The sequence below is a fragment of the Zhihengliuella flava genome (assembly GCF_015751895.1).
Taxonomy (GTDB): Bacteria; Actinomycetota; Actinomycetes; order Actinomycetales; family Micrococcaceae; genus Zhihengliuella; species Zhihengliuella flava.
Genome location: NZ_JADOTZ010000001.1, coordinates 758,628 through 785,149, shown reverse-complemented (window position 1 = coordinate 785,149; position 26,522 = coordinate 758,628). Strand labels below are relative to the sequence as shown.

Genomic DNA, 26,522 nt, shown 5'->3' with positions numbered 1-26,522 from the left:
CGTCCTCGAAGAATTGTGCCGCTCGCGTTCCGTTGATCTCGTGTGGCCCGGCGCTGAGTAGCGGCGACGTCGGGCCCGAGTACTTCCGTTGTTCGCGAGTCTAGCCGGATTCCGTGGTCGCGATCACTAAGTGACAGGCCTCGAGTTGCCGCAGGAAGGAACCGACGTGCTCGCGAATCTCATCGGCGGGTACCTCGTACTGCGGCGCGAGCGCTGTCACGATTTGCTCGGCGGTGGCCGCACGCTGGGTTTCCGACCAGATCGCCGCCGCGGTGCCCGTCAGCAGGTAAGGGACGTGCACATCGGCGTCCAACGGCAGGACGGCCACGCGGTTCGCTGCGGTGGAGACCTCAGCGACGTGCTCAGCGCGCCGCCACCGGACCGCTCCGGGGTGTGTGAGGGAGTCCATACGCCACATCCTAGGCGGGACCGGCGCCGGCGGTCAGCGGCGTCTGCGAAGACTGCTAAGATGTCTGCGTATGCCCAGGCGAGGGAACGGTCATCACCGTTCCGTGATCGACAAGGCTCGTGGCACCGTTTCTGCGCGGTGACCCAGAGATTCTTCGGCGCCGGAGCACGTGATGGCCTCCGGCCGCGTACTCCGCCGCCACTGATCGGCACCCGGGCGTGTGTCCTGAAACCACGCAACATTGGAGTCATCATGACTGATCAGATCAAGCTCCCCGTCGAGCTCCGCACCGAATTCGGCAAGGGGTACGCCCGCCGTGCCCGCGCGGCCGGCAAGGTTCCCGCCGTCATCTACGGCCACGGCTCCGAGCCCGTGCACGTGCTGCTGCCGGCCCACGAGGGCGCGCTGGCCCTGCGCCACAGCAACGCCCTGCTGGAACTGGACATCGAGGGCAAGAAGCAGCTGGTGCTCGCCAAGGACATCCAGCGCGAGCCGATCCGCGGCTTCTTGGTCCACGTCGACCTGCTCGTGGTCAAGAAGGGCGAGAAGGTCTCCGTGGATATCAATGTCCACACCGAGGGCGAGATCGCGCCGGGCGGCCTGCTCGAGCAGGAGCTCTTCACCGTGACCGTCGAGGCCGAGGCCACGCACCTGCCGGAGCACGTCACCCTGAACGTCGAGGGCAAGGAAGTGGGCGACGTCATGCACGCCTCCGACCTGGTCCTGCCGTCCGGTGTCGAGCTGCAGATCGAGGACGACGCCGTCGTCGCCACCGTCCACGCGCCGCGCGCCGAGACCGCAGCGTCGGCCGATGACGCCGCAGAGGGCGAGACCACGGCGTCCGCCGCTGAGGCGGAGTCCGCAGAGTAAGACTCGTCGACTCACGATGTCTGAAGACACCTGGTTGGTAGCCGGGCTCGGGAATCCCGGGCCCGGCTACGCCGGTCATCGGCACAATATTGGCCAGCGCGTCGCAGACGAGCTGGCCGGGCGCCTCGGCGCCACCTTCAAGACCCACAAGGCCCGTGCCGTCGTCGCCGAGGGGCGCGCGGGGATCGGTGGTCCCCGGCTGGTCATCGCCAAGCCCAGCACCTACATGAATCTCAACGGGGGTCCGGTGGCGACCCTGGCCAAGTTCTTCTCGATTCCGCCCGAGCGCGTCGTGGCGCTCCACGACGACATCGACCTCGACGCCGGCACCGTGCGCCTCAAACAGGGCGGCAGCGAAGGCGGGCACAACGGACTGCGGGACCTGTCCAAGACGCTCGGCACCAAGAACTACCTCCGCGTCCGCATCGGCGTCGGGCGACCGCCCGGCCGCATGGACGCAGCCGCCTTTGTGCTCAAAGATTTCAGCGCCACGGAGAAGAAGTCACTGCTGCCCTTCGTGATCGACGACGCCGCGGACGCCGCCGAGGCGATCGTTGCCGCGGGCTTCGACGCCGCCCAAGACCGCTTCAATCGCACCTAGCACCTGCTTCCCCGTCGCCGGCGAGACGCCGACTTAGGATCGGCTCACGTGTGCCCTCGCAGCACAAGTGGGATGATAAGCGCACAGACTTGAAGCGGAATTCGTTCCCAACCGAAGGATGCATCCGTGGTCCCACCCGACGTCCCGACTCGCGACGCAGCACGTTCCCTCGACGCCGCCGAGGTTGAGCGTCTGCGCGCCGATTTCCCGATTCTCTCCCGCAAAATCGGTGACCGCGACCTGATTTATCTCGATTCAGGGGCCACCAGCCAAAAGCCCCGGTGCGTCCTTGAAGCGGAGCAGCAGTACTACGAGCAGTTCAACGCCGCCGTGCACCGCGGCGCCCACAGCCTCGCCGTCGAGGCCACGGATCACTTCGAGGACGCGCGGGCCGCCGTCGCCGGATTCGTGGGGGCCAGCCCCGATGAGTTGGTGTGGACCTCCAACGCCACGGAGGCGATCAACCTCGTTGCGTACGCGTTCTCCAACGCCTCCGCGGGACGCGGGGGAGCGGCGGCGGAACCGTTCCGGCTCGGCCCTGGTGACGAAATTGTGGTGACCGAACAGGAGCACCACGCCAACCTGATCCCGTGGCAGGAGCTCGCGCTGCGCACCGGCGCTACGCTGACCTATATTCCCGTCGCAGCGGACGGCGCGCTGCGGATGGACCTCGCGCCGCAGGTGATCGGCGAACGCACTCGGGTGGTGGCGTTCACCCACGTGTCCAATGTGCTCGGCACCATTACGGACGTGGCCCGGCTCGTGGAACTAGCCCGGGCGGCCGGCGCGGTCACGGTGCTCGATGCCTGCCAGTCGGTCCCGCACCTCCCCGTCGACGTCAAGGCCCTAGACGTGGACTTCATGGCCTTCTCCGGGCATAAGATGCTGGGCCCCACTGGCATCGGCGCGCTCTACGGTCGGCGCGAGCTGCTCAATGCCCTGCCCCCGTTCCTCACCGGGGGGTCGATGATCACGACCGTCACCATGGAACGCGCCGAATTCCTCGAGGCGCCCAACCGGTTCGAGGCCGGCACCCAACGCATCGCCCAAGCCGTTTCCCTCGCGGCCGCCGTCGGGTACCTCTCCGAGGTGGGCATGGACCGCATCGCCGCGTGGGAAGAGAAGCTGGGGGCCCGGCTCGCCGCCGGAATCGAGCCATTGGACGGGGTGCGCCTGCTGGGGCCAGCAGGAGTGCCGCGCATCGGCACGGCCGCGTTCGACGTGGACGGGGTCCATCCGCACGACGTCGGGCAGTTCCTCGACGCGGCCGGCGTCGCCGTGCGCGTGGGGCACCACTGCGCGCAGCCGCTTCATCGTGCGTTGGGCGTGAACGCCTCCACGCGGGCCAGCACCTACCTCTACAACACGGAACAGGACGTCGACGCGATGCTCAGCGCGCTGGCCGACGTCCGCGGATTCTTTGGAGTGAACGCATGAGCGGGCTCGAGCAGCTGTACCAACAGATCATCTTGGATCACTCGAAACGGCGTCTCGGCGAGCCGCTGGTCGAGGCAGAGGCGGGTCACGCTCACGGTGAATCCAGTCAACACAACCCCATCTGCGGCGACCAGATCACGTTGCGGGTCGAGACCGCGGGGGACCGCATGGTGCGCATCTCGTGGGAAGGCTCAGGATGCTCCATCTCGATGGCATCGGCCTCCGTCCTGACGGAGCTGGCTGAGGGGCTGAGCCGCGATGAGTTGGTCTCGCTGATCGACCAGTTCCGTGACGTCATGCGGTCGCGCGGTAGCGTGGAGGCAGACGAGGACGTGTTGGGCGATGGCGCGGCCTTCGCCGGTGTGGCAAAGTTCCCGGCGCGCGTGAAGTGCGCCATGCTGGCGTGGGTCGCCGCTGAGAACGCGTTGCTGGCCGCAGCGTAGGCGCAGCACCCCGGGTAGAGGAGACGAATGCCGGATCAGGACCGTGAGCCGAGTAACGGGCCTGCCGGCCCCACCCCGCCAGAGGGTCAGGCCGCCCCGCGCCGCGAGCGTCCGTTTTGGCTGAGCTTTGCCTTGAACCTGATCGTGGCGCTGGTGGTGATCTCCCTCGTCCAAGCGTTCGTCGTCAAGGTGTTCAACGTCCCCAGTGGTTCGATGGAGCAGACCCTGAACGTCGGGGACCGAATCCTCGTCAATCGCCTCGCCTACACCGGATCCGCGCCGCAGACGGGCGACGTCGTGGTCTTTTCCGCCCAGGGCGACTGGGAGCCGAGCCGGGAGCCAAGCGGAGGTCTACGGCAAGCAGCTGAGTGGTTCGGCGACCTCACGGGCATCGGCCCGTCGAGCACCCACTACCTCGTCAAGCGCGTCATTGGTACCCCCGGGGACACGGTGGAGTGTTGCACCGCAGAGGGGGCGGTGACCGTCAACGGCGCGCCGCTGGACGAACCCTACGTGTACAACGACTATCCGTTCTCGCCGGGAGTGCAGGACTGTACGACGCCGGCACGGTCGGCCCGCTGCTTCGGCCCGGTGCGTGTGGGGGAGGGGCAGTACGTGGTCTTGGGGGATCATCGCGCCAATTCTGCCGATTCGGTCATCAGCTGTCGCGGGCGTACCAAGGCGGAAACGTGCGCCCGGACTGTCGAGGAGGAGGCCGTCGTGGGGCGCGTGGTGCTCACCATGTGGCCGCTGGGCAGGGAGGGCCTCGACGAGAATCCGGCAGAGGGAAGCGGCTAGGGGCGTTAAGACGTGGCCTCGAGCAGCCCGCGCCGTTGCAACGCCGCGAGCTGCTCGCGCAGAAGAATGCGCGCTTGCGGGTGACCCCCGGCGACCGTGGTGACCAGCGCCAGCAGCTCCTCGAAACTTCGCCACCGCGCACACTCCTCCCAAAGCAGCGGACCGAAGCCGTGCAGGAGCGTCAACTCTTCCCCGTCGAGGAGTACCACGGCCGAGGTGTCGGCCTGGTCCACAGCCACCGCGTCGTCCACGGGGACCCGGCGATACTGGTCGGCGCCGGACGGAAGGTCCGCGCCGGACACGGTGGTCGGTAACCGCTCCCAGTGGTCGGTAGCCGGCTCCGGATCGGCCGCGAGAAGATCCCGGACCACCGGAATGAGCTGTTCGGCCTCGGAATAGATCAAGCGCACCGCGCCGCCGCAGTCCCGCAACAGCCCGCAGAGCCGGTCCACGCCGTGATCAAGGGAGGCTAGCGCAGAACTTTGGGGGGCCAGCTCTTCTAGGGCGGCGAGGAGGCTGAGGCGTTCCACCCGGGCCGCATCGAGCCCCGGCCTGCGGTCCAGCACCGCCATCCGGGTCAGTCGGGGGCGCTCGCTGGCGGTCAAGAGGCCGAGCTCGTCGGGGCCCGCCTGACGTTTCGGTCGGCGCCCCGTCGCGGGCAGCAGCGAAAGCGGCTTCTCGAAGGTGCTGACGACGCGCTCGGGGTCGACGGCCACCGTCTCGTCGGTCAGGTAGCCAAAGTGCTGCCCGAGGACCCTCGTGGCCGTTGTCTTCCCGGTACCGCTGCTGGCCACGAGGGCCACGGAGCGGCCGGAGGCCTGCTCGCTGACGGCCGCCGCGTGAAACATCATGTAGTGGCCGCGTCCGGAGGCGATGGCGGTGGCGGTGGCCTTGTAGACGAACCGCTCGTGGAAGACGGCCCAGTCGCCGGAGCCACGCTCCACGGCCTCGGCAGTGTGGGGTGCCTCCGCGGTACCGACTTGCTGTGGAGCGCAGCGGGACCACGTGGTGGTCAGCTCGGCAGCCTCGGCCCGGGTCAGCCCGTGCGCCCACACCGTTCCGCCGAGGGCGCGGGCGGAAACCGCCAGCAGCGCCTCTGCCGGTGGGGCTGCCTTAGGAGCGAGCGTCAAGCCAGACCTGCGCCTGCGACGCCTGGAGGTTCAGCGCTTTGCCGAGGTACGGTTCGGCCGCCGCGGCGATCTTCTTGCCCATGAACGGAATGGAGGAGGTGACCTCGCCGTCGAGCTCGACGACGGTGGACCCGTCCTGGGCTACCAACTGCTGCGTGGCCCGGGCGTCCACGGGGGCGCCGGCCACCGAGATGGAGATCTGGACGGTGCGGCCGCCATCCGGGGCGGGGGCGGACCACTGCTCGGTCTGGGTCACCTTCATGGTGGAGCCGACGACCTTGCGCGCCAGATCGGGAAGCCGGTCCGTGGGCATCGCGCGCACGACGGTGAGGGTGAACGCCTCCGTCGTCGGGCCGGAGACCGAGAAGTCGGTCAGCTCACCGCCCACCTTCGCGCTGACCTGCTCGATGAATCCGCGGTCGGTAAATGCTTCGGTGACCTCGTTCGGCGCGTACGGCAGGGTAGTGCTGGCTTTCAGGGCCACGTGAAGCTCCTCTTCGACTAGGTTCCGGACGGTGTGCCCGGTGGAGTGTGCGTGTTGTACGTGGCTCCCATGCTATGCGAGGCGGGACACAAATTCGCGCCGCCGCGGCCCCCGCGCCAGCGCGGTAAGCTGGGAAGGCTCCCCGGAGCCAGCCCGATGCGCCGTGAGACGGACCGCGACGCTGGTGACCGGGTATTTGTGTTGCTCTTTTGGCGGCTGTGAAAGGCGAACCCCCATGTCTCTGTCCGGTCTGCGCGCCGCGCTTTCTGCCGATTCGACCTACGCCAAGGTCCGCCAGTACGCCTCGCGTGCCTTTGACACGCGGAGCAAGGACCTCGAAGTGTCCGGCCCGGCAGGGCTCCGTGCCGCCGTCGTCGCCGAGGCCGTCGACGGCCTGGCCGGCGGGGCCAGCCGGCAGGACGCCATCGTGCTCGCCGTGACGGCCACGGGCCGGGAGGCCGAAGACCTCGTTGGCGCGCTGGATGCGTACCTCCCGGCCGGCTCGGTGGCTCAGTTCCCCGCGTGGGAGACCTTGCCGCACGAACGCCTCTCGCCCCGTTCCGATACCGTAGGACGCCGCCTGTCGGTGCTGCGCCAGCTGGCCCACCCCGACGGCACTCTCAAAGTCGTGGTGGCGCCCATCCGCTCCGTGGTCCAGCCGCTGGTGGCCGGGCTGGGGGATTTGGAACCAGTCCACCTGCGCGTGGGCGAGGAGCGCGATTTTGACGCGGTGGTCCGGTCCCTCGCGGATGCCGCCTACGCACGCGTGGACATGGTGACCCAGCGCGGCGAGTTTGCGGTGCGCGGTGGCATCCTCGACGTCTTCCCACCGACGGAGGATCACCCGCTGCGCATCGAATTTTTCGGGGACGAGGTGGAACAGATGCGCTGGTTCGCCGTCGCCGACCAGCGATCGCTCACCGCCGAGGACGGTGAAGAGCCGAGGACTCTCTACGCGCCGCCGTGCCGCGAACTGCTCATCACCCCCGAGGTCATGTCCCGTGCCGCCAAGCTCAAGGCCACGATGCCAGCCGCCGCCGACTTGCTGGAAAAGGTCGCAGGGGGCATCGCGGTGGAGGGCATGGAGTCCCTGGCCCCCGTGCTCGTAGACGCGATGGTCCCGTTCGTCGAGCAATTGCCGGCGGACTCGATCGCCATGGTGATGGAGCCGGAGCGGGTGCGTGCACGGGCGCACGACCTGGTGGCCACCAATGAGGAGTTCCTCGCCGCCGCGTGGTCCACTGCATCCGACGGCGGCAATGCGCCCGTCGATCTCGCCCAGTCCGGACTCGCCGAAGCCCTTGAGGCCGGAAGCTTTGCCGACCTCGCGACGACGCTGGAATCCGCCCTCGCCGCCGAGGTCTCTTGGTGGTCCATGACGTCACTGGAGCGGGACGAAGACGTGGTGCTGGACATCGATTCGCTGGCCGTCGCGGCGCGCGAGCCGCGCGGGTACCGCGGGGATGTTGCCGAAATGACCGAATTCATCGGTTCCCGCGTAGCCGACGGGTGGCGGCTGGTGGTCGCGACGGACGGGCCGGGCCCAGCCCAGCGTTTGGCGGAGCTCTTCCACGACGCCGAGATTCCGTGCCACCGCATCGATTCCCTCGACACCGAGCCGACCCCGGGGCTGATCGAAATCACGACGGCGGTGGCCGGCCGCGGCTTCGTCTTCGATTCGCTGAAGCTGGGCTTGCTGACCGAGGCCGACTTGCTGGGCCGTTCCAGTGCCTACGCAGCGGGCAAGAAGGGCCGCAAGCTCGCCGCGAAGCGCCGCAACGCCGTCGACCCCTTGCAACTGACCGAGGGCGATTTCGTGGTGCACGAGCAGCACGGCATCGCCCGGTTCGTTGAACTCATCCAGCGCAAGGTCGGCGGCGGTCCCACCGCGCCGATGCGCGAGTACTTGGTGCTGGAATATGCCCCGGCCAAGCGGGGAGCTCCGGGGGACCGCTTGTTCGTGCCCACCGATCAGTTGGATCAAGTTACGCGCTACGTCGGCGGCGACGCGCCGGCGCTGTCGAAGATGGGCGGGGCTGACTGGTCCAACACCAAGTCCAAGGCCAAGCGTGCGGTCAAGGAGATCGCCTCGGAGCTCATTCGCCTCTATTCGGCGCGCATGGCCAGCCGCGGCCACTCCTACGGTCCGGACACCCCGTGGCAGGGCGAGCTTGAAGCCGCGTTCCCCTACATTGAGACGCCGGATCAGCTGACCACGATTAATGAGGTCAAGGCTGACATGGAGCGAGAGATTCCCATGGACCGTCTGGTCTCCGGCGATGTGGGCTTCGGGAAGACGGAAATCGCCGTCCGCGCGGCGTTCAAGGCCGTCCAGGACGGCAAGCAGGTCGCGATTTTGGTCCCGACGACGCTCTTGGCCCGGCAGCACCACGAGACCTTCACGGAGCGCTTCGCGGGGTTCCCCGTGCGGGTGGAGGCCCTCTCCCGCTTTCAGACGCCCAAGGAGTCGAAGTCGATCACTGCGGGGCTGAAAGACGGCACGGTGGACGTGGTGGTCGGCACGCACCGCCTGCTCTCCAAGGAGATCGAGTTCAAGGATCTCGGCCTGGTCATCGTTGACGAGGAGCAGCGCTTCGGCGTCGAACATAAGGAAGCGCTCAAGCACCTGCGCACCAACGTCGATGTTCTCGCCATGTCGGCCACACCGATCCCGCGCACGCTGGAGATGAGCCTGACCGGTATCCGGGAGACGTCGACGCTCGCCACGCCGCCGGAGGAGCGCCACCCCGTGCTGACCTACGTTGGCGCGTACACGGACAAACAGGTCACGGCCGCCATCCGGCGTGAGCTCATGCGCGAGGGGCAGGTGTTCTTCGTGCATAACCGGGTGTCCTCGATCGACCGCGTCGCCGCCCAGCTGCGTGAGCTCGTGCCAGAGGCCCGCGTGGAGGTCGCACACGGCAAGATGAGCGAGGCCCAACTGGAACGCATCATCGTCGATTTCTGGGAACGGAAGTTCGACGTGCTCGTCTCGACGACGATCATCGAGACGGGGCTCGACATCTCCAATGCCAACACGCTGATCGTTGACCGCGCCGATTCCTACGGACTCTCCCAGCTGCACCAGTTGCGCGGGCGCGTCGGGCGCGGTCGCGAGCGCGCGTACGCGTATTTCCTCTGGAACGCGGAGAAGCCGCTCGGCGAGGTGGCGCTCGAACGACTCAAGGCGGTGGCGGCGCACAACGAGTTGGGATCCGGTTACCAGCTGGCGATGAAGGACCTCGAGATCCGTGGCGCTGGGAACCTACTGGGTGGGGAGCAGTCTGGCCACATCGCCGGTGTGGGCTTTGATCTGTACTTGCGTCTCGTGGGTGAGGCCGTGGCGGACTTCCGCGGCGAGGCCGACGAGAAGCCGGTGGAAATGAAGATTGAGCTGCCGGTCAATGCTCACCTGCCGCACGACTACGTGCCCGGTGAGCGGCTGCGCCTCGAGGCTTACCGCAAATTGGCCGCGGCCTCGGACCCTGAGGCGATCGACGCGGTGGTGGAGGAGCTTCAGGACCGCTACGGCGAGCCGCCGGAGCCGGTGCGCCACCTCATCGAGGTGGCCCGATTCCGGGTCCGGGCCCGCGCCGCAGGGCTCACCGACGTGGCGAGCCAAGGGAACTTCATCAAGTTCGCCCCGGCCGAGCTGCCCGAGTCCAAGCAATTGCGGATGAACCGCATCTACAAGGGTGCTCAGGTCAAGCCCGCGCTCAACAACGCCGTCCTGATTCCCAAGCCGAAAACCGCTCCCGTCGGCGGACGGGATCTGGCCGACGGGGAGATCCTCGAGTGGGCCTCCGGCGTCCTCAAGGCGCTGTTCGAGGATTGAGGCGGGGCTCTCGAGGCCGCCGAGCTACAGTTCCCGGGTCTCGACCCCGTCTTTGGCATGCCACGTGGCGAGGAAGTCCTCGCGGCTCATGGACGCAAGATCATGGCGGACGAGCGCTAAGAGGCTTTCGGCCTCGGTGATGTTGTAGCCCGTAATGTGGAGGATCTCGGCGTCGTCGTCAATGCGACGGACGACGACGGTGGCGCCTGCGGCCTCCGAACCGTCCCCGCCCCAAAAGACGTCCACGAGGCCCGTCGCCCACCGCGCCGCGGCACGGAAGGGGCCGTCGTGCGCCTGCTCAAAGCCGGCGTCGTACTCGTCCGAGGCGTGGTGTTCCTGCTCTGATGCGCTCACCAGGGTTCCCCTTTCAACGTGCCGGCCACGCCGCCTACGCGGTGCCGGCGACCTTAGCGGACGTTTGGCGGACCTTGTCCGCGACTTGCGGTGCCTTTTCCTTGACGAAGGACGCCACCTGGGGCGACTTTTCCTTCACGAAGGCGGTGGCCTGAGGGGCCTTCTCCTCGCAGGCAGCGGTGACCTTGGAGACCTGCTGCTGGGTCCGCGGGTCATCCCACAGCTCGGCAGCCTTGGCGCGGATTGCCTCGTACTTTTCACGACCGGCGCGGGCGCCCAGCACATAGCCCACCGCGGCTCCCGTGAGAAACGTCAAAATACGCATCATTGGCCTCCTCAGACCGGTTCGCTCGGTGGCATCGGAATGCCATCTGTGTCATCTACAGTACGCACATCTGCGCTGGCGCGCGCAAGAATCTGCCGCGAATCGCCCGTCGGGGCCACCGGCCACGGGCGCGGAAGGGGAGCACAAAAGTCTGGGGCCGGTTCCCGCGGAACGGGAACCGGCCCCAGACGTGGGCTCGAGGCGGCGACGCCGCGTTAGCGCTGTTCGCGTTCGACCTTGATGTCGGAACGGCCCATGATCTGCTGAGGGATGAGGAATGCTGCGGTGGCCAGCACCAAGCAGGTGATGCCCGGCCACCAAGCGTTCTCCAAGGTCCAGAAGCTCAGGACGTACAGCGAAGCGATGAAGAGGACAAACATCACCGCGAAGGCGGCGATGTTCGATGCAAACTGGCCCTGGCCGGAGTAGGCCCGATTCTTACCGTCCGAGTACACTGTCACGCTCCTTGTGCGGGCCGCAGGCCCATCCTGATGTGGCCGATTAGTACGCGGCCGAAGATTGTTCGCCCTCTACAATAGCAACTCCAGAGCTTGCTCCGAGCCGCGTCGCACCGGCCTCAATGAATGCCTGCGCATCTTGCAGTGACCGCACGCCGCCGGAAGCCTTTACCCCCATCTTGGGGCCCACCGTCTGGCGCATCAGCGTGACGTCTTCGACCGTGGCACCGCCGCCACCGAAGCCCGTGGAGGTCTTCACGAAGTCGGCGCCAGCCTCAACCGAGGCCTGGCAGGCGAGCACCTTGGCGTCGTCGTCCAGCATGGCCGTCTCGATAATGACCTTAAGGATCGCTCCGCCAGCATGCACTGCCTTGACCACGGTGCTGATGTCATTGACGAGCGCCGCACGGTCGCCGCGCTTGGCCGCGGCGATGTCGATCACCATGTCGATCTCTTGGGCGCCGGCCTTGATGGCCTCGGCCGCTTCGAAGGCCTTGACCTGAGGCAGCGTGGCGCCGAAGGGGAAACCGATGACGGAACAGGTCAGGACGTCGGTCCCAGCCAGTGCCTCGGCGACGGTGGGGACCCACACCGGGTTCACGCACACGGACTTGAACTGATACTTTTTCGCCTCCCCGGCAAGGGCCAGGATGTCCTCGGCCGAGGCGTCCTGCTTGAGCAGGGTGTGGTCAATGTAGCTGGCGATGGTGGTCATGGAGCCTACTTTCAGGTCGTGAATTCGGGCGGGTCATGAAAGGCCGAGTGCGGCGGCGATGTCCGCGCGCACTCGAGCCAAGCGGTCGGTGGCACGGTCCCGGGCTGCGGCCACAGCCTCGCCCTCGGCGACCGGTTCGACGGTCTCGAGGTACGCCTTGAGCTTGGGCTCGGTCCCGGAGGGGCGGACGATGACTCGTGAGTCATCCTCCGTGACGTACAACAGGGCGTCGGTCGGTGGCAGATCGGCGCCGTCGTTGAGGTCTTGCGTCTCGGCGATGGCGGCCCCGGCGAGGGCGGTGGGCGGTGCGGCGCGCAGCCGGGCCATCAGGTCCGTCAGCAGCGCGAGGTTGTCCACTCGCACGGAGAGCTGGTCTGTGGCGAACGCTCCCGTCTGGGCCGCGAGTTCCTCTAAACGTTGCGGGATGGACGAACCCGCCGCCGCCAGCGAGGCGGCCAGATCGGCGAGCAACAGGGCAGCCGAGATGCCGTCCTTATCCTTGACGAGCTCCGGAGCGACGCAATAGCCGAGGGCCTCCTCGTACCCGTAGGTCAAGCCCGGGACACGGGAAATCCACTTAAAGCCCGTGAGCGTCTGGCGATGGGAAATGCCATGGGCGGCAGCCACACGGCTCAACTGCCGTGAGGAGACGATCGAGTTGGCAAAAACCTGCGCGCCCGCCGTGCCCTCGGCCGTCGCGGTCTCGGCGGCGTGCGCGCCCAACAAGACGCCCACCTCGTCACCGCGGAGCATCCGCCAGCCGTCCGGGAACCGCGCCGCTGCACCGCACCGGTCCGCGTCGGGGTCATTCGCGATCACGAGGTCTGCGCCCACGCGCTCGGCGGTGGCCAGAGCGAGGTCGATGGCTCCCGGTTCCTCTGGGTTGGGGAAGTCCACGGTCGGGAAGTCCGGGTCCGGCTGCGCCTGCTCTTCGACGGGAGTCACCGCGGTGAATCCGGCGGCGGCGAAGACTCTGCCCATGGTGTCGGCCCCCACACCGTGCATGGAGGTCAACACCACCTGAAGCCCGTGCCGCACGGCCCGGTTGGCCGGCGTGGCGGGGGAAAGGGCGACGACGTCGCGCACGTAGGCGTCGATCGTCGCCGTCTCGATGGTGTGCCATCCGGACTCAGCGAGGGGAATGTCCGCCAGGGCCCCGGAATAACTGATGTGGGACGCGATCTCGGCGTCGGCCGGAGCGACGATCTGAGCTCCGCGGCCGTCCGTCTCCACCGCGCGGCCGCCGAGGTAGACCTTGTAGCCGTTGTCCCGAGGAGGATTGTGGCTGGCCGTGACCATGACCCCCACTTCTGCCTCGAGGCGGCGGACGGCGTAGGCGAGAACCGGCGTCGGCAGGGCCGAGGGCATCAGGTGCGCCTCGATGCCGGCGGCGGCAAAAACGGCGGCGGTTTCCTCGGCGAAGACGTCCGAATGGTAGCGGGCGTCGAATCCGATGACCGCCCGCGGCGTGTACTGACCGGCCGCGCGTTCGGTGATGAACGCGGCGATCCCGGCGGCGGTGCGGCGCACCACCTGGCGATTCATCCGGTTCGGACCGGCACCGAGCTCCGCGCGGAGTCCGGCGGTGCCGAAGGCCAGGGTCGCGGCGAAGCGTGAGGTCAGCTCCGCCTCGGCGGCAGGGTCACCCGCGGCGGCGGCATCGATCATCCGGCCGAGCTCGGACGCCGTCGTGGCATCGGGTTCTTCCGCCGCCCAGCGCCGGGCCTCCGTGAGCACATCGGCCGGTGGGTAGAAGCGATCGTCCGGGACAGGAGTGTGTGCCATAGCGGGACTCAGGCGCGCTCGACGATCTGGGCGAGCAGGGCGGAAATCCTCGGCCCGGCGGCTTGGCCGGCCTCGATCACTTCCTCGTGGCTCAGCGGTTCGTCGCTGATGCCCGCGGCCAGATTCGTGACCAACGAAATGCCAAAGACCTCCAGTCCGGCGTGCCGGCCCGCGATGGCCTCCAGCGCCGTGGACATGCCGACCAAATCCGCCCCGATGGTCTTGGCGTAGCGGACCTCGGCGGGAGTCTCATAGTGCGGCCCGGGGAACTGCGCGTAGACGCCCTCGGCGAGCGAGGGATCGACCTCGCGGGCGATGGCGCGCAACCGCGGCGAATACAGGTCCGTCAGGTCGACGAAGGTGGCCCCCTCGAGCGGGGAGGTGGCCGTCAGGTTCAGGTGGTCACTGATGAGCACGGGCGTTCCCGGAGCCCAGTCGGGATTGAGCCCGCCACAGCCGTTGGTCAGCACGAGGGACTGGCAGCCGGCCGCTGCCGCCGTGCGCACACCGTGGACGACGGCGCGCACCCCCTTGCCCTCATAGAAATGCGTACGGGCGCCGAGGACGAGCAGGCGTTTGCCGCTGGAGGTCACGATGGAGCGGATGGTCCCCACGTGGCCAGCGACGGCCGGGGCATGGAAACCCGGCAGCGTCGCCGCGTCGATCGTGTCGGTGGTCTCGCCGAGCAGGTCGGCCGCGCCGCCCCACCCGGAGCCCAGCACGAGGGCGATGTCGTGGGATTCAATGCCGGTGGTCTCGGCAATCGCGGCCGCCGCGCGGTCCGCTAGGTCAAAGGGGTTTTCGAGATGTTCGCTCACGCACCCCAACTTACCGGTAATGTGCGCTCTCGGCACCCGGTCACGGGCGGCGAATGTGCCGCGTTTCACCCCCGGCGGTGTGCATGTGTTGCGCCCGTCGTGAACAATAGGGGGCGTGAGTACTACACATGCGCTTTCTACGACTCGACTTGTCATTCTCGGTGGCGGCCCCGGTGGCTACGAGGCGGCCATGGTCGCCGCCCAGCTCGGAGCCGAGGTCACCGTGGTTGAACGCCATGGCATGGGCGGCTCGGCAGTGCTCACGGACGTGGTCCCGTCCAAGACGCTGATCGCCACCGCAGATGCGATGCGCCGGGTCGGCACCGCGGTGAACTTCGGTGTCCAAGTCGGCGCGGAGGAGGCCACAGCGGACCTCGGTGTGGTCAACCAACGCCTCTTGGATCTGGCCAAAAACCAGTCGGAAGACATTCACGCCGGGCTGGAGCGCGCGGGCGCGAAGGTTCTCATTGGCAGGGGGCGCCTCGTGGATCACCGCACCGTTGAGGTGACGGGCGACGACGGCGCCACCACCACGCTGGAGGCCGACGCCGTCTTGCTGGCGGTGGGTGCGCACCCGCGCGAATTGCCGAGTGCCCAGCCGGACGGCGAGCGGATTTTCAACTGGACGCAGATCTACAACTTGCAGGAGATTCCCGAGCACCTGATCGTGGTCGGTTCCGGTGTCACGGGTGCCGAATTCGCGTCCGCGTACAACCTGTTGGGAACCAAGGTCACGCTGGTTTCCTCGCGCGATCGCGTGCTGCCGGGGGAGGACGCGGACGCGGCCAACGTCTTGGAGGGCGCCTTCGAGCGGCATGGCATCACGGTGAAATCCCGGGTGCGTGCCGAGGCCGTGCAGCGCGACGGCGAGCGGGTGAAGGTGAAGCTCTCGTCCGGAGAAGTGCTGGACGGCAGCCACTGCCTCGTCGCGGTCGGCGGGATTCCCAACACGGAAAACATGGGCCTCGAGGAGGCCGGCGTGGCCCTGACCGATTCCGGGCACATTAAGGTCGACGGCGTCTCCCGCACGACGGCGCCGAATGTTTACGCCGCAGGCGATTGCACGGGAGTTTTTGCCCTCGCCTCGGTCGCCGCCATGCAGGGTCGCATCGCGATGGCGCACCTACTCGGCGACGGCGTGCGTCCCCTGAAGCTCAACGAGGTCTCCGCCAACATCTTTACCTCCCCGGAAATCGCTACCGTCGGCGTCACGGAGGCCGAGGTCGCGGAGGGGAAGTATCAGGCGGACATCATCAAGTTGAACCTCGCGACCAACGCGCGGGCGAAGATGATGAATGTCCACGAGGGCTTCGTCAAAATTCTGGCCCGCAAGGGGTCCGGCACCGTGATCGGCGGCGTGGTGGTTGCCCCGCGTGCCTCGGAGCTGATCTTCCCGATCTCGCTGGGCGTCCATAAGCGCCTCCACGTGGACGACATCGCCGAGACCTTCACCGTGTACCCCTCGCTGGCTGGGTCGATCTCGGAGGCTGCGCGTCGCTTGCACGTGCACCTGTAGGAGGAACTGGCCCCACGCCGGCTGAGCCCGATCACCCCCTTCAGGGTGATCGGGCTTTTGTCTTCCCTACGCACGCCGCGACGTGTCCACAATATGGACGAGCTGTCCAGAATATGGTGACACTTTCTAGGATGTTGACCCAGATTGATGCTCAGCATCGACTGCACAGTGAAAGAAGGAAAACCCGTGTCAGCACCAACAGCCCACGTGCCGAAGCAAAACACGCGCGGCCGCGTGATCTTCGCGAGCCTGATCGGCACCACGATCGAGTTCTACGATTTCTACATCTACGCCACCGCGTCGGTCCTCGTGTTCCCGGCCCTGTTCTTTCCGGATGCCACCGAGATTAACGCCATCCTCAGCGCGTTTGCGATCTTCGGCGTCGCCTTCGTCGCCCGCCCGTTGGGCTCCATCGTCTTCGGCCACTTCGGTGACAAGATCGGCCGCAAGGGCACCCTGGTGGCTTCCCTGCTGACCATGGGCATCGCCACGTTCCTGATCGGCTTCCTGCCTCCGGCCCAAGGGAGCTTCGTGGTGCTCGCGCCACTCATGCTGGTGCTGCTCCGTTTCGCGCAGGGCCTCGCATTGGGCGGCGAGTGGTCCGGCGCCGCGCTGTTGGCCACGGAAAACGCTCCGGAGGGTAAGCGCGCCATCTACGGCACCTTTCCGCAATTGGGGGCCCCGATCGGCTTCATCGTGGCCAACCTGATGTTCGTTGGCCTGCAATTGGGCCTGGATGCCGAGCAATTCCAGGCGTGGGGCTGGCGCGTGCCGTTCATCTTCTCCGCCGTCATGGTGCTGGTGGGCCTCTACGTTCGCCTCAAACTGGTCGAATCCGTCTCCTTCACCAACGTGGTGGCCCAGAAGAAGGTCGCCAAGTCCCCGCTGGCCGCCACGCTGACCCGTCACTGGCGCCCCGTCATCGCCGGGACGTTCATCATGGTGGCCACCTACGTGCTGTTCTATCTGATGACCTCCTTCACGCTGACCTACGGAACGGCCAAGACCACCGAGCAAGCCAGCGCGGAGGCCGCCGCCGCGGGGGAGGCCTTCGACGCCGCCGCGTTCGTGCCCGGCCTCGGCATCGAACGGCCGCTGTTCTTGACCATGCTGATCATCGGCGTGGTGTTCTTCGGCATCTTCACGGTGGTCTCCGGGCCGCTGGCCGAGCGATTCGGGCGCCGGAAGTTCTTGCTCTGGGTCACGGCGGGCATCCTGGTCTTCGGACTGGCGTGGTCTCTGTTCTTTGGCCCCGGGACTGCCGCGGCCATGGTGGGCCTGATCATCGGGTTCACCCTCATGGGCTTCACGTTCGGGCCAATGGCCGCGATTCTGCCGGAGCTGTTCCCGGCCAACGTGCGTTACACGGGCTCGGCGATCGCCTACAACCTCGCATCCGTCATTGGCGCGGCGCCGGCCTCCTTTGTGGCCATCGCGCTGTGGCAGGCCGGCGGCGGATCCACCGTCCTAGTCGGCGTCTACCTCGGCATCGCCGCGATCGCCACGCTTATTGCCCTCTGGCTCACGCGTGAAACGCGTGACGTGGACTACGACAACAACGTGGCGTAGGCCCTCAGGAGAAACCGCTCGACGGCGCCGCTCACCATTGCACGGTGAGCGGCGCCGTCGTGCATCGTGCCGTTAGGCGGCCCGCCGGCGGAGCCAGACCGTGGCCTCTGCCGGCACGGCGTGGCCCTCTAGGTCGCTGGAGGCCACGAGCAGCTCGCAGGCGGCCAACTCTGCCGGTAGGACCCAAGGCTCGGAACCGAAGTTCGTGACGGTGACCCAGCCTCCCGGACGCTCAAAAGCAAGGACGTCCTGGCGGGAGGTCTCGATCCACGCGAGAGTCTCCTGCGTTTGCAGGGCCCGGCGCAGCTGCAGCGCCCGGCGGTAGAGCTCCAGAGTGGATCCCGCGACGCCGTCTTGCGCTGCCGCGGAGGACGCGCCAAACCAGTCTGGCTGCGGCAAGTGCGCCTTGCCGGGGCCGAAGCCGAACGACGATCCTGAACGCTCCCATGGCAGGGGGACCCGGCAGCCGTCGCGGCCGATGTCCACGCCCGGGTTGCGGAAGAACGTCGGGTCTTGGCGCGCCGCTTCAGGGATGTCCCCGACCTCGTGCAGGCCAAGCTCCTCGCCCTGGTAGAGGTACGCGGAGCCCGGCAGCGCGAGTTCAAAGAGGGAGGCCGCTCGGGCGCGGGCGAGGCCGCGCTCCCGGTCGAGCTCCGCCTCCGGGGCGCCGGCGAGCAGCCAGTCCGCCCCCTGCTTGCGGTCCTGCTCGGTGCTTCCCGCCGTCGCCGAGAGCGGTGGCAGCCCGTAGCGGGTCGCGTGCCGGACGACGTCGTGGTTGGACAAGACCCACGTGGAGGAGGAACCGGATTCCGCAGCCAGCGCGAGGCTGTCCGTCACCACCTCACGGAACGCGGCGGCGTCGAACTCCTGTGTCAGCAGGTCAAACTCGAACGCCTGGCCGAGTCCGTCAGCGCTGGCGTAGCGCGGACGGCGGTGGCGTTCCACCCACGCCTCCGCCACGGCCGTGCGGGGAGGATCGTAGGCGTCGAAGACCTGCCGCCACTCGGCGTAGATCTCGTGCACCTCGTCCCGGTCCCAGATGGGGTGCTGCCCGTCGCCGCGCGGGATAGCGTCCAGCTCAGCGCGAGAGGGCAGCGGATCGGTCAGGTCCTTGGTGAGGGCGTGGGCGACGTCGATGCGGAACCCGTCCACGCCGCGGTCGGACCAGAACCGCAGGGTGTGGAGGAAATCGGCCCGCACCTCCGGGTTGGACCAGTTGAAGTCCGGCTGCTCCGAGGCGAACAGGTGCAGGTACCACTGCCCGTCCTCCACTTGAGTCCACGCCGGGCCGCCGAAGATGCTCTGCCAGTCGGTTGGGGGCTCGGAGCCGTCGGGCCCGGTGCCCTCACGGAAGATGTACCGCTCGCGCTCGGCGCTGCCCCGGCCGGCGGCCAGAGCGGCCTGGAACCACGCGTGCTGGTCCGAGGAGTGGTTGGGGACGACGTCGATGACCACCTTGATCCCCTCTGCGTGGAGCGCGGTAACCATCTCATCGAACTCGGCCAGTGTGCCGATCCTCGGGTCCACGTCTCGATAGTCGGCGACGTCGTAGCCGCCGTCGGCCAGCTCTGAGGGGTAGAACGGGCTGAGCCACACGGCGTCGATCCCCAGCGTGGCGAGGTAGGGGACCCGGGAGATGATGCCGGCCAGATCGCCGATCCCATCGCCGTTAGCGTCAGCGAAGCTGCGTGGGTAAATCTGGTAGACGGCCGCCTGGCGCCACCAGTTGGCGTCGTCTGAGCGCGGCGTGGACGTGGGGCGTGCATCGGTGAGAGTCACAGGAGGATCCTTTCGATCATGGGGGGGTCAGGACTTCACAGCACCCTGCGTGACGCCCGCGAGGACCCAGCGCTGGGTGAAGATAAAGGCGACGATGGCGGGCGCCATCGCCATGAGGTAAGAGGCGAAGCTCACGTGGTAGTTGCTGCTGAACTGACTTTGGAACAACTGGTTCACCACGGGCAGCGTCTGCAACGCCGGGTCGGCGATGATCATCGACGGCATCATGAAGTCGTTCCAGGAGAAGAGGAACGCAAAGATCCCCACGGTGGCGGCCATGGGGGAGAGCACGGGAAAAATGACCCGCCAAAAGGTCTGCCACGTGGAGGCGCCGTCGATGCGCGCTGCCTCTTCCAACTCCTGCGGCATGCCGCGCAGAAAGGTGGTGAGCAGCAGGACATTGAATCCCAGCATGAACATGATGTGCAGGATGCCGACGCCAAGCGGGGTGTCGAGCCCGACGAGTCCACTGAGCTTGATCTGAGAGAGCGCGAGCACCGGAAACGGCAGAAACATGGCCGCCAAAACGTAGAAGAACGCGAACCTGAAGAATGTCCGCTCCCAATTGGCGTGAATGGCGTAGGCGGCCATACTGCTGATCAGGACGGCGCCCGCGACGGCAATGGCGGAGACGAAGGCGGACAGGCCGAACGCCACGGGGAAGTTGGTGAGCTCCCACGCCTGAACGAACCCTTCGATGCTGAGGGGGCTGGGCAGGACGAAGGCCTCGCCTTGTACCGCTTGCGAGCCCGTCTTGAAGGCCATGTTGACCGTGACGAAGAGCGGGATGAGAACCGCCAGCGTACACAGTGCCAGGGTCACCGTCAGCGGGATGTTGAACTTGTCCCGGCTCATCCGCCCTTTCGCGCGGTTGGTGGGGACTTTGCGCGTGGTGCCAATTGAATCGATGGTCAATGCAGACATGGTCACTGGTCCTTTCGGCGCGTCAGCCGCAGTTGCACGAGGGCAATCGCCAGCGTGATGAGGAAGAAGATCGTGGCTGTGGCCATCTGATAGGCGTAGTCGCCCGTTTCGAATCCGGAGAAGATGGTCATTGCGACGGACCGGGTAGACGTGCCAGGCCCGCCCTCGGTCAAGCCCACAATGATGTCGTAGGCGTTCAAGAAGTTTTTGAAGGCGATGATCACGTTGATGCTGATGTAGCTGGCCATGAGGGGGATGGTGATCATACGCATTTGCTGCCAGGCGCCGGCGCCGTCGAGCGCCGAGGCCTCGTACAAGTCCGCCGGGATCGCCAGCAGTCCGGCGATATAGATCAGGAGCGCCTGCGGGATCGCCTGCCAGGCGGTCACCACCACGATCGAGGCCCACGCGAGGTCAGGGTTGGCCAGGATGGATTCCTCGAGCGGACCGAATCCCACGGCCTGCGCGGCGGCCGGGAGTGTTTTAGCGAAGAGGAATTGGAAGACGAACGCGATGATGATGGGGGAAACCACCATCGGGATCACAAAGATGGCCCGCATCGGAACGCGCGCGCGGATCTGTGACGTGAGGCCGACCGCCAGCAGGAACGCGATCACGTTGGTGACGATCACGGTGACGGCCGAGAACCAGAGGGTGAACCAAAAGGACGCCATGATGGCTGGGTCCGTGAACATGAGCTGGTAGTTCGCCAGCCCCACGAAGTCCCAGTCGCCATAGCCGACCGAGTTGGTGAAGCTGAAGAAGATGCCCATCACGGCGGGCAGGGCGATGCACAGCGTAAAGGCGACGAGCGTCGGGATCAGGAACAAGAAGTGTGTGGGGTCTGGGCGCTTCTTGGGGGTTGGCCGCAGACCGTGGGGGCGCGCCGTGTGGCGAGCGGGTGGGGTCATCAACGTCATGGAAGGGTTCTCCTGATTCGATCCGCCGGTTAGGCCCGTTGGGCGAGGCGCGCCCAGTCGGCGTCGAGGGTGGCCAGCATGCGCTCAAGGTCTGCACCGAAGACGAGGTCTTGGCAGTAGTTGTAGAACGGAATGGTGGTGGGGATGCCTTGGGACACCCCTTGATAGACGGCGCCGCGGTCGACGAACGGCTGCATGTCGAGAATGCGCGGATCCGTTACCGCTGGCGCGTCCTTCCGGACGCCGAAACCGAGCGCGTGTTCGTTGTACGCGTCCTGAATCTCTGGCCGGGTCAGGTAGTTCGCCAACTCGCGCGCCTCGCTGGGGTGCTGCGCACCCTCGGGGATCCACAGGGCCAAGTCGAGGTTGATCCGTACCTTGTTGTCCGCCGGGTCCTCGGTCATGGGCAGAGGGAACGTGCCGACCTGGGCGTCGGGGTTGATCTTATGAATTTCGACCAGCGCCCAGGGGCCCTGCAGGTACATGGCCGCCTGTCCGTTGGCGAACGCGTTATTCCCGTCGCCGTAGTTGCGGCCCTTGGCGTCAGCTTGGTGGTAGGGCAAGAGCGTGAGCATCTTTTCCAGTGGTTCGCGGAGCGTGCGGCTAAAGGACACGGGGGAGTCGGGGCCGACGTCGGCGCCCGCCTCGCGCAATTGCTGGAAGAGGCTGATCACGTCCACCATGCCTCCCACGCTGTAATCCACGAGGCCCTGAGCGAGGGTCCAGGGATCGGCCCACGTGCCGTAGATCGGCGTGATGCCGGCGGCCGCAAACGTCTCGCAGGCCGCGATGAACTCGCTGTGCGTGGTGGGCACGTCAACGCCGTGTTCGGCAAAAATCTCCCGGTTGTAGATCACGGCCGCGGACATCATGGAATACGGCAGCACGGACATCCTCCCCGGGTACGTGGGGAAGAGCTTGATCTGTTCCAGCACCGACTCCGTGACGTTGTGCGCCGCGGGGAGATCGGAGAGGTCGCTGAGCTCGCCGCGCTCTTGGAAGCGAGCCATTTCATAGTTGTACAGATGCAGGGAGAGGTCCGGCGGAGAGCTGCGGACGAACTGCCCGTTCAGCGTTCCCTCACTCGTGTCGTGAATCGGCTGGATCGCGGGATATTCGGTGTGAAAGTCCTCCAAGAGATCCCTGATGTAGGTGATGACTTCTCGCTTAGTTTGATAGAAGCGAATCTCGGTCGCCTGCTGTGCACCCGTGCCGCAGCCGGCCAGCGTGAGGCCGGCCAAGCCGGCCGCGCCAGTCAGGAGCGTTCGCCGGGAGAGAGTCGATGGTGGCTTCACGCCCATGTCCATCTCCTTGTCGGGAAGTGCTAGTGAGTTGTTCGCAAAATGTGATGGTGACCACTAAGTCGCGGCCCTAAATTTAGCACCTAAATTTAGGGGTGTCTATACTGCGGAGGGTGAAGACTTTAGCGGGGGTACAGACCGGTCATCGGGCCCGTCCGGAACGTCTGCCGGGGGCCACGTCATCACAGCGTGAGGCCACTGCGCGCCGGATTCTCGCAGCGGCGTGGGATGGTGAGCCACGCACCGCCAGCGAACTGATGGACCGGACCGCACTAACTCGTGCCACCGTGCTCTCCGTGTGCAAGGAGCTGGTCACCGCGGGCTGGTTGACCGAGGAGGACGACGCCCGCAAGGCGGGTTCATACGCCCGTGGACGGCCAGCCCTGCGGTATCGCTTCGCCCCCGCATCGCGCTTGGTGGTCGGCGTCGACGCCGGCCAGCACTCGTTCAAGGCGCACGTGGCCACCCTGCAGGGCAGAGTCCTGGGGCGGGCCCGCCGGCCCCAGGACCCGGCGGCCGATGGACCCGCGCGGCGCGCCGAGCTCGCCACCGTCGTGGATGAGGCCCTGTCCGACGCCGCGGTATCCGCCGAGCGCATTGCCGGCGTCGTCATTGGTGCGCCCGCGCCGGTGGATCTCGACGGCCATTCGCCCTCGGACGCAGCGGAGAACTTCTGGCCGCGCATGAACCCGGACTTCGTGACGGTCTTCGCTGAACGAGACTGGAGCGTCATCGTCGACAATGATGCGAACCTGGCTGCGCTCGCCGAGGCCGGGTCCGGCGACGCAGTCAACGCGTACGCGACCTTGCTCTCCGGCGAGCGATTCGGCGTCGGAATCGTGGTGGATGGACGCCTGCTGCGCGGCTCCCGCGGCGGGGTTGGCGAAATGCGGGTCCTCGACATGGTGTCCGGGGTGGGTGACCCGCACGGGCTAGCCCACTGGGCGCGTCAAGAGATTCAGGCCGCCGCCGAGCGGGGACTCCTGGAGGAGAGCGCCTTGGGCAACCTTGAGCGGGACCAGATCGAGGCCCACCACGTCTTCGCCGCGGCGCGCTGCGGCGACGCGCTGGCGCTTCAGGTCGTGGACGCGCTCGGCGAGCGGTTAGCACCCGTCGTGATGCTGCTCTCCGGTCTGCTGGACCTCGACCGGATCATCATCGCCGGCGCCGTGGCCGAATCCATCGAGCCCGTCCTGCAGCGCGCCCGGCAGATCATGGCGCACGACGTGACGATGTCCCATGCAGAACTCGTGGCCTCAACGTGGGGAAACGGCGTCGTGCTTCAGGGGGCAGTGGAAGCGGCGATCGCGATGGTTCGCTCTGGCCCCTTGGGAACTGCGGCGTCCTAGCTGGCGGCCTCACCATCGACGACGGCGGGGCCCACCGGGCTGCGGGATGCAGCTGGCGGGCCCCGCCGTCGTGCGGACTGCTAGCGGATTAGTCGACGATGCTGGCTACGGCTTCGCCGGCCGATACCGTGGCGCCGACGGTGGCCGTGAGCCCCTTGACGGTGCCGGACTTGTGAGCCGTGAGCGGCTGTTCCATCTTCATGGCCTCGAGCACGACGATCAGGTCTCCCTCGGCCACCTCATCGCCGTCTGCGGCTGCTACCTTGACGATGGTGCCCTGCATGGGCGACGCCAAGGCATCTCCGGACGCCCCCGCCGCCGCGGAGCCGCCCGAGCGCGAGCCGCGCTTGCGCTTGGCCTTGGCAGGTTTGGCCGCGGCCGCGGCGCCGAACCCGGCGGGCAGGACGACTTCGAGGCGCTTGCCGCCAACCTCGACCGTGACGGCCTGACGTTCCTCCGCGTCCTCGGCTGAAGCCGCCGTCGCGGCGTCGAACGCAGGGACCTCGTTGACCCACTCGGTCTCGATCCATCGGGTATGAACGCTGAACGGGCCCTCGTCGGGGACAAAGGCGGCGTCGGCCATCACGGCACGGTGGAAGGGGACCACCGTCGGCATGCCCTCGATGATCAGCTCGGCCAGCGCGCGGCGGGCACGCGTCGCGGCCTGGGCGCGGGTGGAGCCGGTGACGATCAGCTTGGCGATCATCGAGTCGAAGTTCCCCGAGACGGTCTCGCCCTCTTCCACTCCGGAGTCGATGCGGACGCCGGGTCCGGTGGGCAGCTTCAGGCAGGAAATGGTGCCCGGCGCCGGCATGAAGTTGCGGCCCGCATCCTCGCCGTTAATCCGGAACTCGAAGGAGTGACCCCGGGTCTCTGGGTCGGCATAACCAAGGGCCTCGCCGCGAGCGAGCCGGAACTGTTCGCGCACCAAGTCAATCCCGGTAACCTCTTCGGAGACCGGGTGCTCCACCTGCAGGCGCGTGTTGACCTCCAGAAAGGAGATCACGCCGTCCTGCCCCACGAGGAATTCGCAGGTGCCGGCACCGACGTACCCGGCCTCCTTGAGGATGGCCTTGGAGGCGGCGTACAGGCGTTCGTTCTGCGCGTCGGTCAGGAAGGGGGCGGGAGCCTCCTCGACCAACTTTTGGTTGCGCCGCTGGAGGGAGCAATCTCGAGTGGAGACGACGACGACGTCGCCGTGCGCATCCGCGAGGCACTGGGTTTCCACGTGGCGGGGTGCGTCCAAGAAACGCTCGATGAAGCACTCGCCGCGGCCAAAGGCGGCCGTGGCTTCGCGGACCGCCGATTCATACAGTTCGGCGATCTCCTCGCGATCGCGGGCCACCTTGATGCCGCGCCCGCCGCCTCCGTAGGCGGCCTTGATGGCCAAGGGAAGTCCGTGCTCGTCCGCGAAATCGAGGACCTCTTGGGTGGACTCGACGGGGTCCTTGGTGCCCGGGACCAGAGGGGCACCGACCTTCTCGGCGATGTGGCGGGCCTGGACCTTGTCCCCGAGCTGCGCGATGGCCTGCGGGGGTGGCCCGATCCAGGTCAACCCCGCGTCGATCACCCGCTGGGCAAATTCCGCGTTTTCGGAGAGGAACCCGTAACCGGGGTGAATCGCGTCGGCGCCGGAGGCCGCGGCGGCGTCGAGGATCTTGTCCATCACCAGATAGGAATCAGCGGCGCTCTCTCCGCCGAGGGCGTAGGCCTCGTCGGCGAGGCGGACGTGCAGCGCGTCGCGATCAGGGTCGGCGTAGACAGCGACGGAGGAAATGCCCTCGTCCCGGGCGGCGCGAATCACGCGGACGGCGATTTCGCCCCGATTGGCGATGAGGACCTTGGACAGCGTGGCCATAGTGTGTGCGGTCTCCTTCTCTTGGACACAAGGGAGCCTACCGCCACTTGTGGGGTTTCAACCGGACAAACGGCGTATTTCCGCGTGCCTGCGCCGCAACTTTGTAGGGTCCCTACAACCGGGAGCTCGCGGTGCCAGCGCGTCGAGGTTCGGGGGACCTACTCCCAGAGGTCGGTGATGGACAGGCCCATGGGCTCCAGCAGTCCGCGCAGAGTCGACACGGAGAGGCCCACCACGGCGTGCGGGTCTCCCTCAACGCGTTCGATAAAGGCGGAGGCGCGCCCGTCGATCGTGAAGGCTCCCGCGCAGTGCAACGGTTCGCCGGAGGCCGCGTAGCGGGCCACCTCCTCGTCCGTGGGGCGCCCAAACGTCACCGCCGCCGAGGCGACAGCACCGTCGGTGACGCCGCTTCCGGCGTCGTCCTCCGGCCCCGGGGCGCGATTGTCGATGAGCCAGTGACCCGAATGCAGCACGCCGGTCTGGCCGCGCAGGCCAACCCACCGCCTGCGGGTCTCCTCCTCGGTGTACGGCTTGCCGTAGCCGATGCCGTGCAGTTCGAAGACCGAGTCACACCCCAAGACGACGGCGCCGTCGGCCGCATCCAGCCCGGCCACGGCCTCGGCCTTGGCGCGAGCCAACAAGAGTGCCACGTCCGCGGGGGAAAGCTCGCCGAACCGGGAGCGCGCCGACTCCAGTGCGGCGTCCTCGTCGACGTCGGAGACGATCGTCTCGAAGGCAAGGCCCGCATCGCGCAGAATGCGGGCGCGGCCCGGCGACTGGGACGCGAGGATCAGCAGGGGTAGCGGGGACTCGTCCGGTGCGGAGGCAATCTCGGTCATGGCAC

Annotated in this window: 24 protein-coding genes; 9 read left to right on the top strand and 15 right to left on the bottom strand. The window is 67.2% G+C overall.

Going from position 1 to position 26,522, the window contains the following annotated elements:
* Positions 1-100: 100 nt before the first annotated feature.
* Positions 101-409: a PqqD family protein gene (locus tag IW252_RS03655; RefSeq protein WP_196835328.1), complete on the bottom strand. Its 309-nt coding sequence runs from the start codon at positions 407-409 to the stop codon at positions 101-103.
* 252 nt (positions 410-661) lie between these two features.
* Here IW252_RS03655 and IW252_RS03650 point away from each other — a divergent pair, with 252 nt between their 5' ends.
* The 5 genes from IW252_RS03650 to lepB all read left to right on the top strand — a co-directional run bounded on the left by IW252_RS03650 (position 662) and on the right by lepB (position 4,558).
* On the top strand, positions 662-1,279 hold the full coding sequence (locus tag IW252_RS03650; protein WP_196835327.1) for a 50S ribosomal protein L25/general stress protein Ctc: 618 nt from the start codon (positions 662-664) through the stop codon (positions 1,277-1,279).
* A 16-nt stretch (positions 1,280-1,295) separates the two neighbouring features.
* Positions 1,296-1,880 carry an aminoacyl-tRNA hydrolase gene (pth, locus tag IW252_RS03645; RefSeq protein ID WP_196835326.1) on the top strand — a complete coding sequence of 195 codons (585 nt, stop codon included), beginning with the start codon at positions 1,296-1,298 and terminating at the stop codon, positions 1,878-1,880.
* Between the two features lie 126 nt (positions 1,881-2,006).
* A complete protein-coding gene (locus IW252_RS03640) occupies positions 2,007-3,317 on the top strand; it encodes an aminotransferase class V-fold PLP-dependent enzyme (RefSeq protein WP_196835325.1) in 1,311 nt (436 codons plus the stop codon).
* The gene (sufU, locus tag IW252_RS03635) at positions 3,314-3,760 is read left to right on the top strand and encodes a Fe-S cluster assembly sulfur transfer protein SufU (RefSeq protein WP_196835324.1); all 447 of its coding nucleotides are present in this window, start codon (positions 3,314-3,316) and stop codon (positions 3,758-3,760) included. Before IW252_RS03640 ends, sufU begins: the two co-directional genes overlap by 4 nt.
* Positions 3,761-3,787: 27 nt before the next feature.
* The gene (lepB, locus tag IW252_RS03630) at positions 3,788-4,558 is read left to right on the top strand and encodes a signal peptidase I (RefSeq protein ID WP_196835323.1); all 771 of its coding nucleotides are present in this window, start codon (positions 3,788-3,790) and stop codon (positions 4,556-4,558) included.
* Between the two features lie 5 nt (positions 4,559-4,563).
* Here the strand turns inward: lepB and IW252_RS03625 are convergent, their stop codons facing one another.
* Together IW252_RS03625 and IW252_RS03620 are read right to left on the bottom strand one after the other, a co-directional pair.
* Entirely contained in the window at positions 4,564-5,688 is a 1,125-nt protein-coding gene (locus IW252_RS03625; protein WP_196835322.1) for a hypothetical protein, read from the bottom strand.
* Complete coding sequence (locus IW252_RS03620) at positions 5,672-6,172, bottom strand: DUF2505 domain-containing protein (protein ID WP_196835321.1); 501 nt, start codon at positions 6,170-6,172, stop codon at positions 5,672-5,674. Before IW252_RS03620 ends, IW252_RS03625 begins: the two co-directional genes overlap by 17 nt.
* A 235-nt stretch (positions 6,173-6,407) precedes the next feature.
* On the opposite strand from IW252_RS03620, the gene mfd reads away from it, so the two are divergent.
* Positions 6,408-10,007 (top strand): transcription-repair coupling factor, encoded by a 3,600-nt coding sequence (gene mfd / locus IW252_RS03615; protein ID WP_196835320.1) that lies wholly within the window; start codon positions 6,408-6,410, stop codon positions 10,005-10,007.
* A gap of 24 nt (positions 10,008-10,031) precedes the next feature.
* Here the strand turns inward: mfd and IW252_RS03610 are convergent, their stop codons facing one another.
* The 6 genes from IW252_RS03610 to IW252_RS03585 all read right to left on the bottom strand — a co-directional run bounded on the left by IW252_RS03610 (position 10,032) and on the right by IW252_RS03585 (position 14,462).
* Positions 10,032-10,361 (bottom strand): hypothetical protein, encoded by a 330-nt coding sequence (locus IW252_RS03610; protein ID WP_196835319.1) that lies wholly within the window; start codon positions 10,359-10,361, stop codon positions 10,032-10,034.
* 34 nt (positions 10,362-10,395) lie between these two features.
* Complete coding sequence (locus IW252_RS03605; RefSeq protein ID WP_231365888.1) at positions 10,396-10,689, bottom strand: YtxH domain-containing protein; 294 nt, start codon at positions 10,687-10,689, stop codon at positions 10,396-10,398.
* Positions 10,690-10,901: 212 nt separating this feature from the next.
* Positions 10,902-11,147: a hypothetical protein gene (locus IW252_RS03600; RefSeq protein WP_231365887.1), complete on the bottom strand. Its 246-nt coding sequence runs from the start codon at positions 11,145-11,147 to the stop codon at positions 10,902-10,904.
* A 40-nt stretch (positions 11,148-11,187) separates the two neighbouring features.
* Entirely contained in the window at positions 11,188-11,859 is a 672-nt protein-coding gene (gene deoC, locus IW252_RS03595) for a deoxyribose-phosphate aldolase (protein WP_196835317.1), read from the bottom strand.
* Positions 11,860-11,892: 33 nt separating this feature from the next.
* Complete coding sequence (locus IW252_RS03590) at positions 11,893-13,644, bottom strand: phospho-sugar mutase (protein WP_196835316.1); 1,752 nt, start codon at positions 13,642-13,644, stop codon at positions 11,893-11,895.
* 8 nt (positions 13,645-13,652) lie between these two features.
* Positions 13,653-14,462 (bottom strand): purine-nucleoside phosphorylase, encoded by an 810-nt coding sequence (locus tag IW252_RS03585; protein ID WP_331271427.1) that lies wholly within the window; start codon positions 14,460-14,462, stop codon positions 13,653-13,655.
* Positions 14,463-14,577: 115 nt separating this feature from the next.
* Between IW252_RS03585 and IW252_RS03580 the strand changes: the two genes are divergently transcribed.
* Positions 14,578-15,978, top strand: coding sequence for an NAD(P)H-quinone dehydrogenase (locus tag IW252_RS03580; RefSeq protein ID WP_196835314.1), 1,401 nt, complete (start codon positions 14,578-14,580; stop codon positions 15,976-15,978).
* A 147-nt stretch (positions 15,979-16,125) separates the two neighbouring features.
* A complete protein-coding gene (locus IW252_RS03575) occupies positions 16,126-17,547 on the top strand; it encodes an MFS transporter (RefSeq protein WP_196835313.1) in 1,422 nt (473 codons plus the stop codon).
* 72 nt (positions 17,548-17,619) lie between these two features.
* Here IW252_RS03575 and IW252_RS03570 read toward each other — a convergent pair whose 3' ends face one another.
* From IW252_RS03570 to IW252_RS03555, 4 genes are read right to left on the bottom strand one after another with little or no spacing between them, the layout of a single operon-like run.
* Entirely contained in the window at positions 17,620-19,326 is a 1,707-nt protein-coding gene (locus IW252_RS03570; RefSeq protein ID WP_196835312.1) for a glycoside hydrolase family 13 protein, read from the bottom strand.
* A 27-nt stretch (positions 19,327-19,353) separates the two neighbouring features.
* Positions 19,354-20,250, bottom strand: coding sequence for a carbohydrate ABC transporter permease (locus IW252_RS03565; RefSeq protein WP_196835311.1), 897 nt, complete (start codon positions 20,248-20,250; stop codon positions 19,354-19,356).
* A 2-nt stretch (positions 20,251-20,252) separates the two neighbouring features.
* Positions 20,253-21,170, bottom strand: coding sequence for a carbohydrate ABC transporter permease (locus IW252_RS03560; RefSeq protein WP_196835310.1), 918 nt, complete (start codon positions 21,168-21,170; stop codon positions 20,253-20,255).
* 29 nt (positions 21,171-21,199) lie between these two features.
* On the bottom strand, positions 21,200-22,471 hold the full coding sequence (locus tag IW252_RS03555) for an ABC transporter substrate-binding protein (protein ID WP_196835309.1): 1,272 nt from the start codon (positions 22,469-22,471) through the stop codon (positions 21,200-21,202).
* A gap of 113 nt (positions 22,472-22,584) precedes the next feature.
* On the opposite strand from IW252_RS03555, the gene IW252_RS03550 reads away from it, so the two are divergent.
* Positions 22,585-23,820, top strand: a complete 1,236-nt coding sequence (locus IW252_RS03550) for an ROK family transcriptional regulator (protein ID WP_196835308.1) — start codon at positions 22,585-22,587, stop codon at positions 23,818-23,820.
* A gap of 88 nt (positions 23,821-23,908) precedes the next feature.
* Here IW252_RS03550 and IW252_RS03545 read toward each other — a convergent pair whose 3' ends face one another.
* Positions 23,909-25,678, bottom strand: a complete 1,770-nt coding sequence (locus IW252_RS03545) for an acetyl/propionyl/methylcrotonyl-CoA carboxylase subunit alpha (RefSeq protein ID WP_196835307.1) — start codon at positions 25,676-25,678, stop codon at positions 23,909-23,911.
* A gap of 158 nt (positions 25,679-25,836) precedes the next feature.
* Positions 25,837-26,517, bottom strand: coding sequence for a Maf family protein (locus tag IW252_RS03540; protein WP_196835306.1), 681 nt, complete (start codon positions 26,515-26,517; stop codon positions 25,837-25,839).
* Between the last annotated feature and the right edge of the window lie 5 nt (positions 26,518-26,522).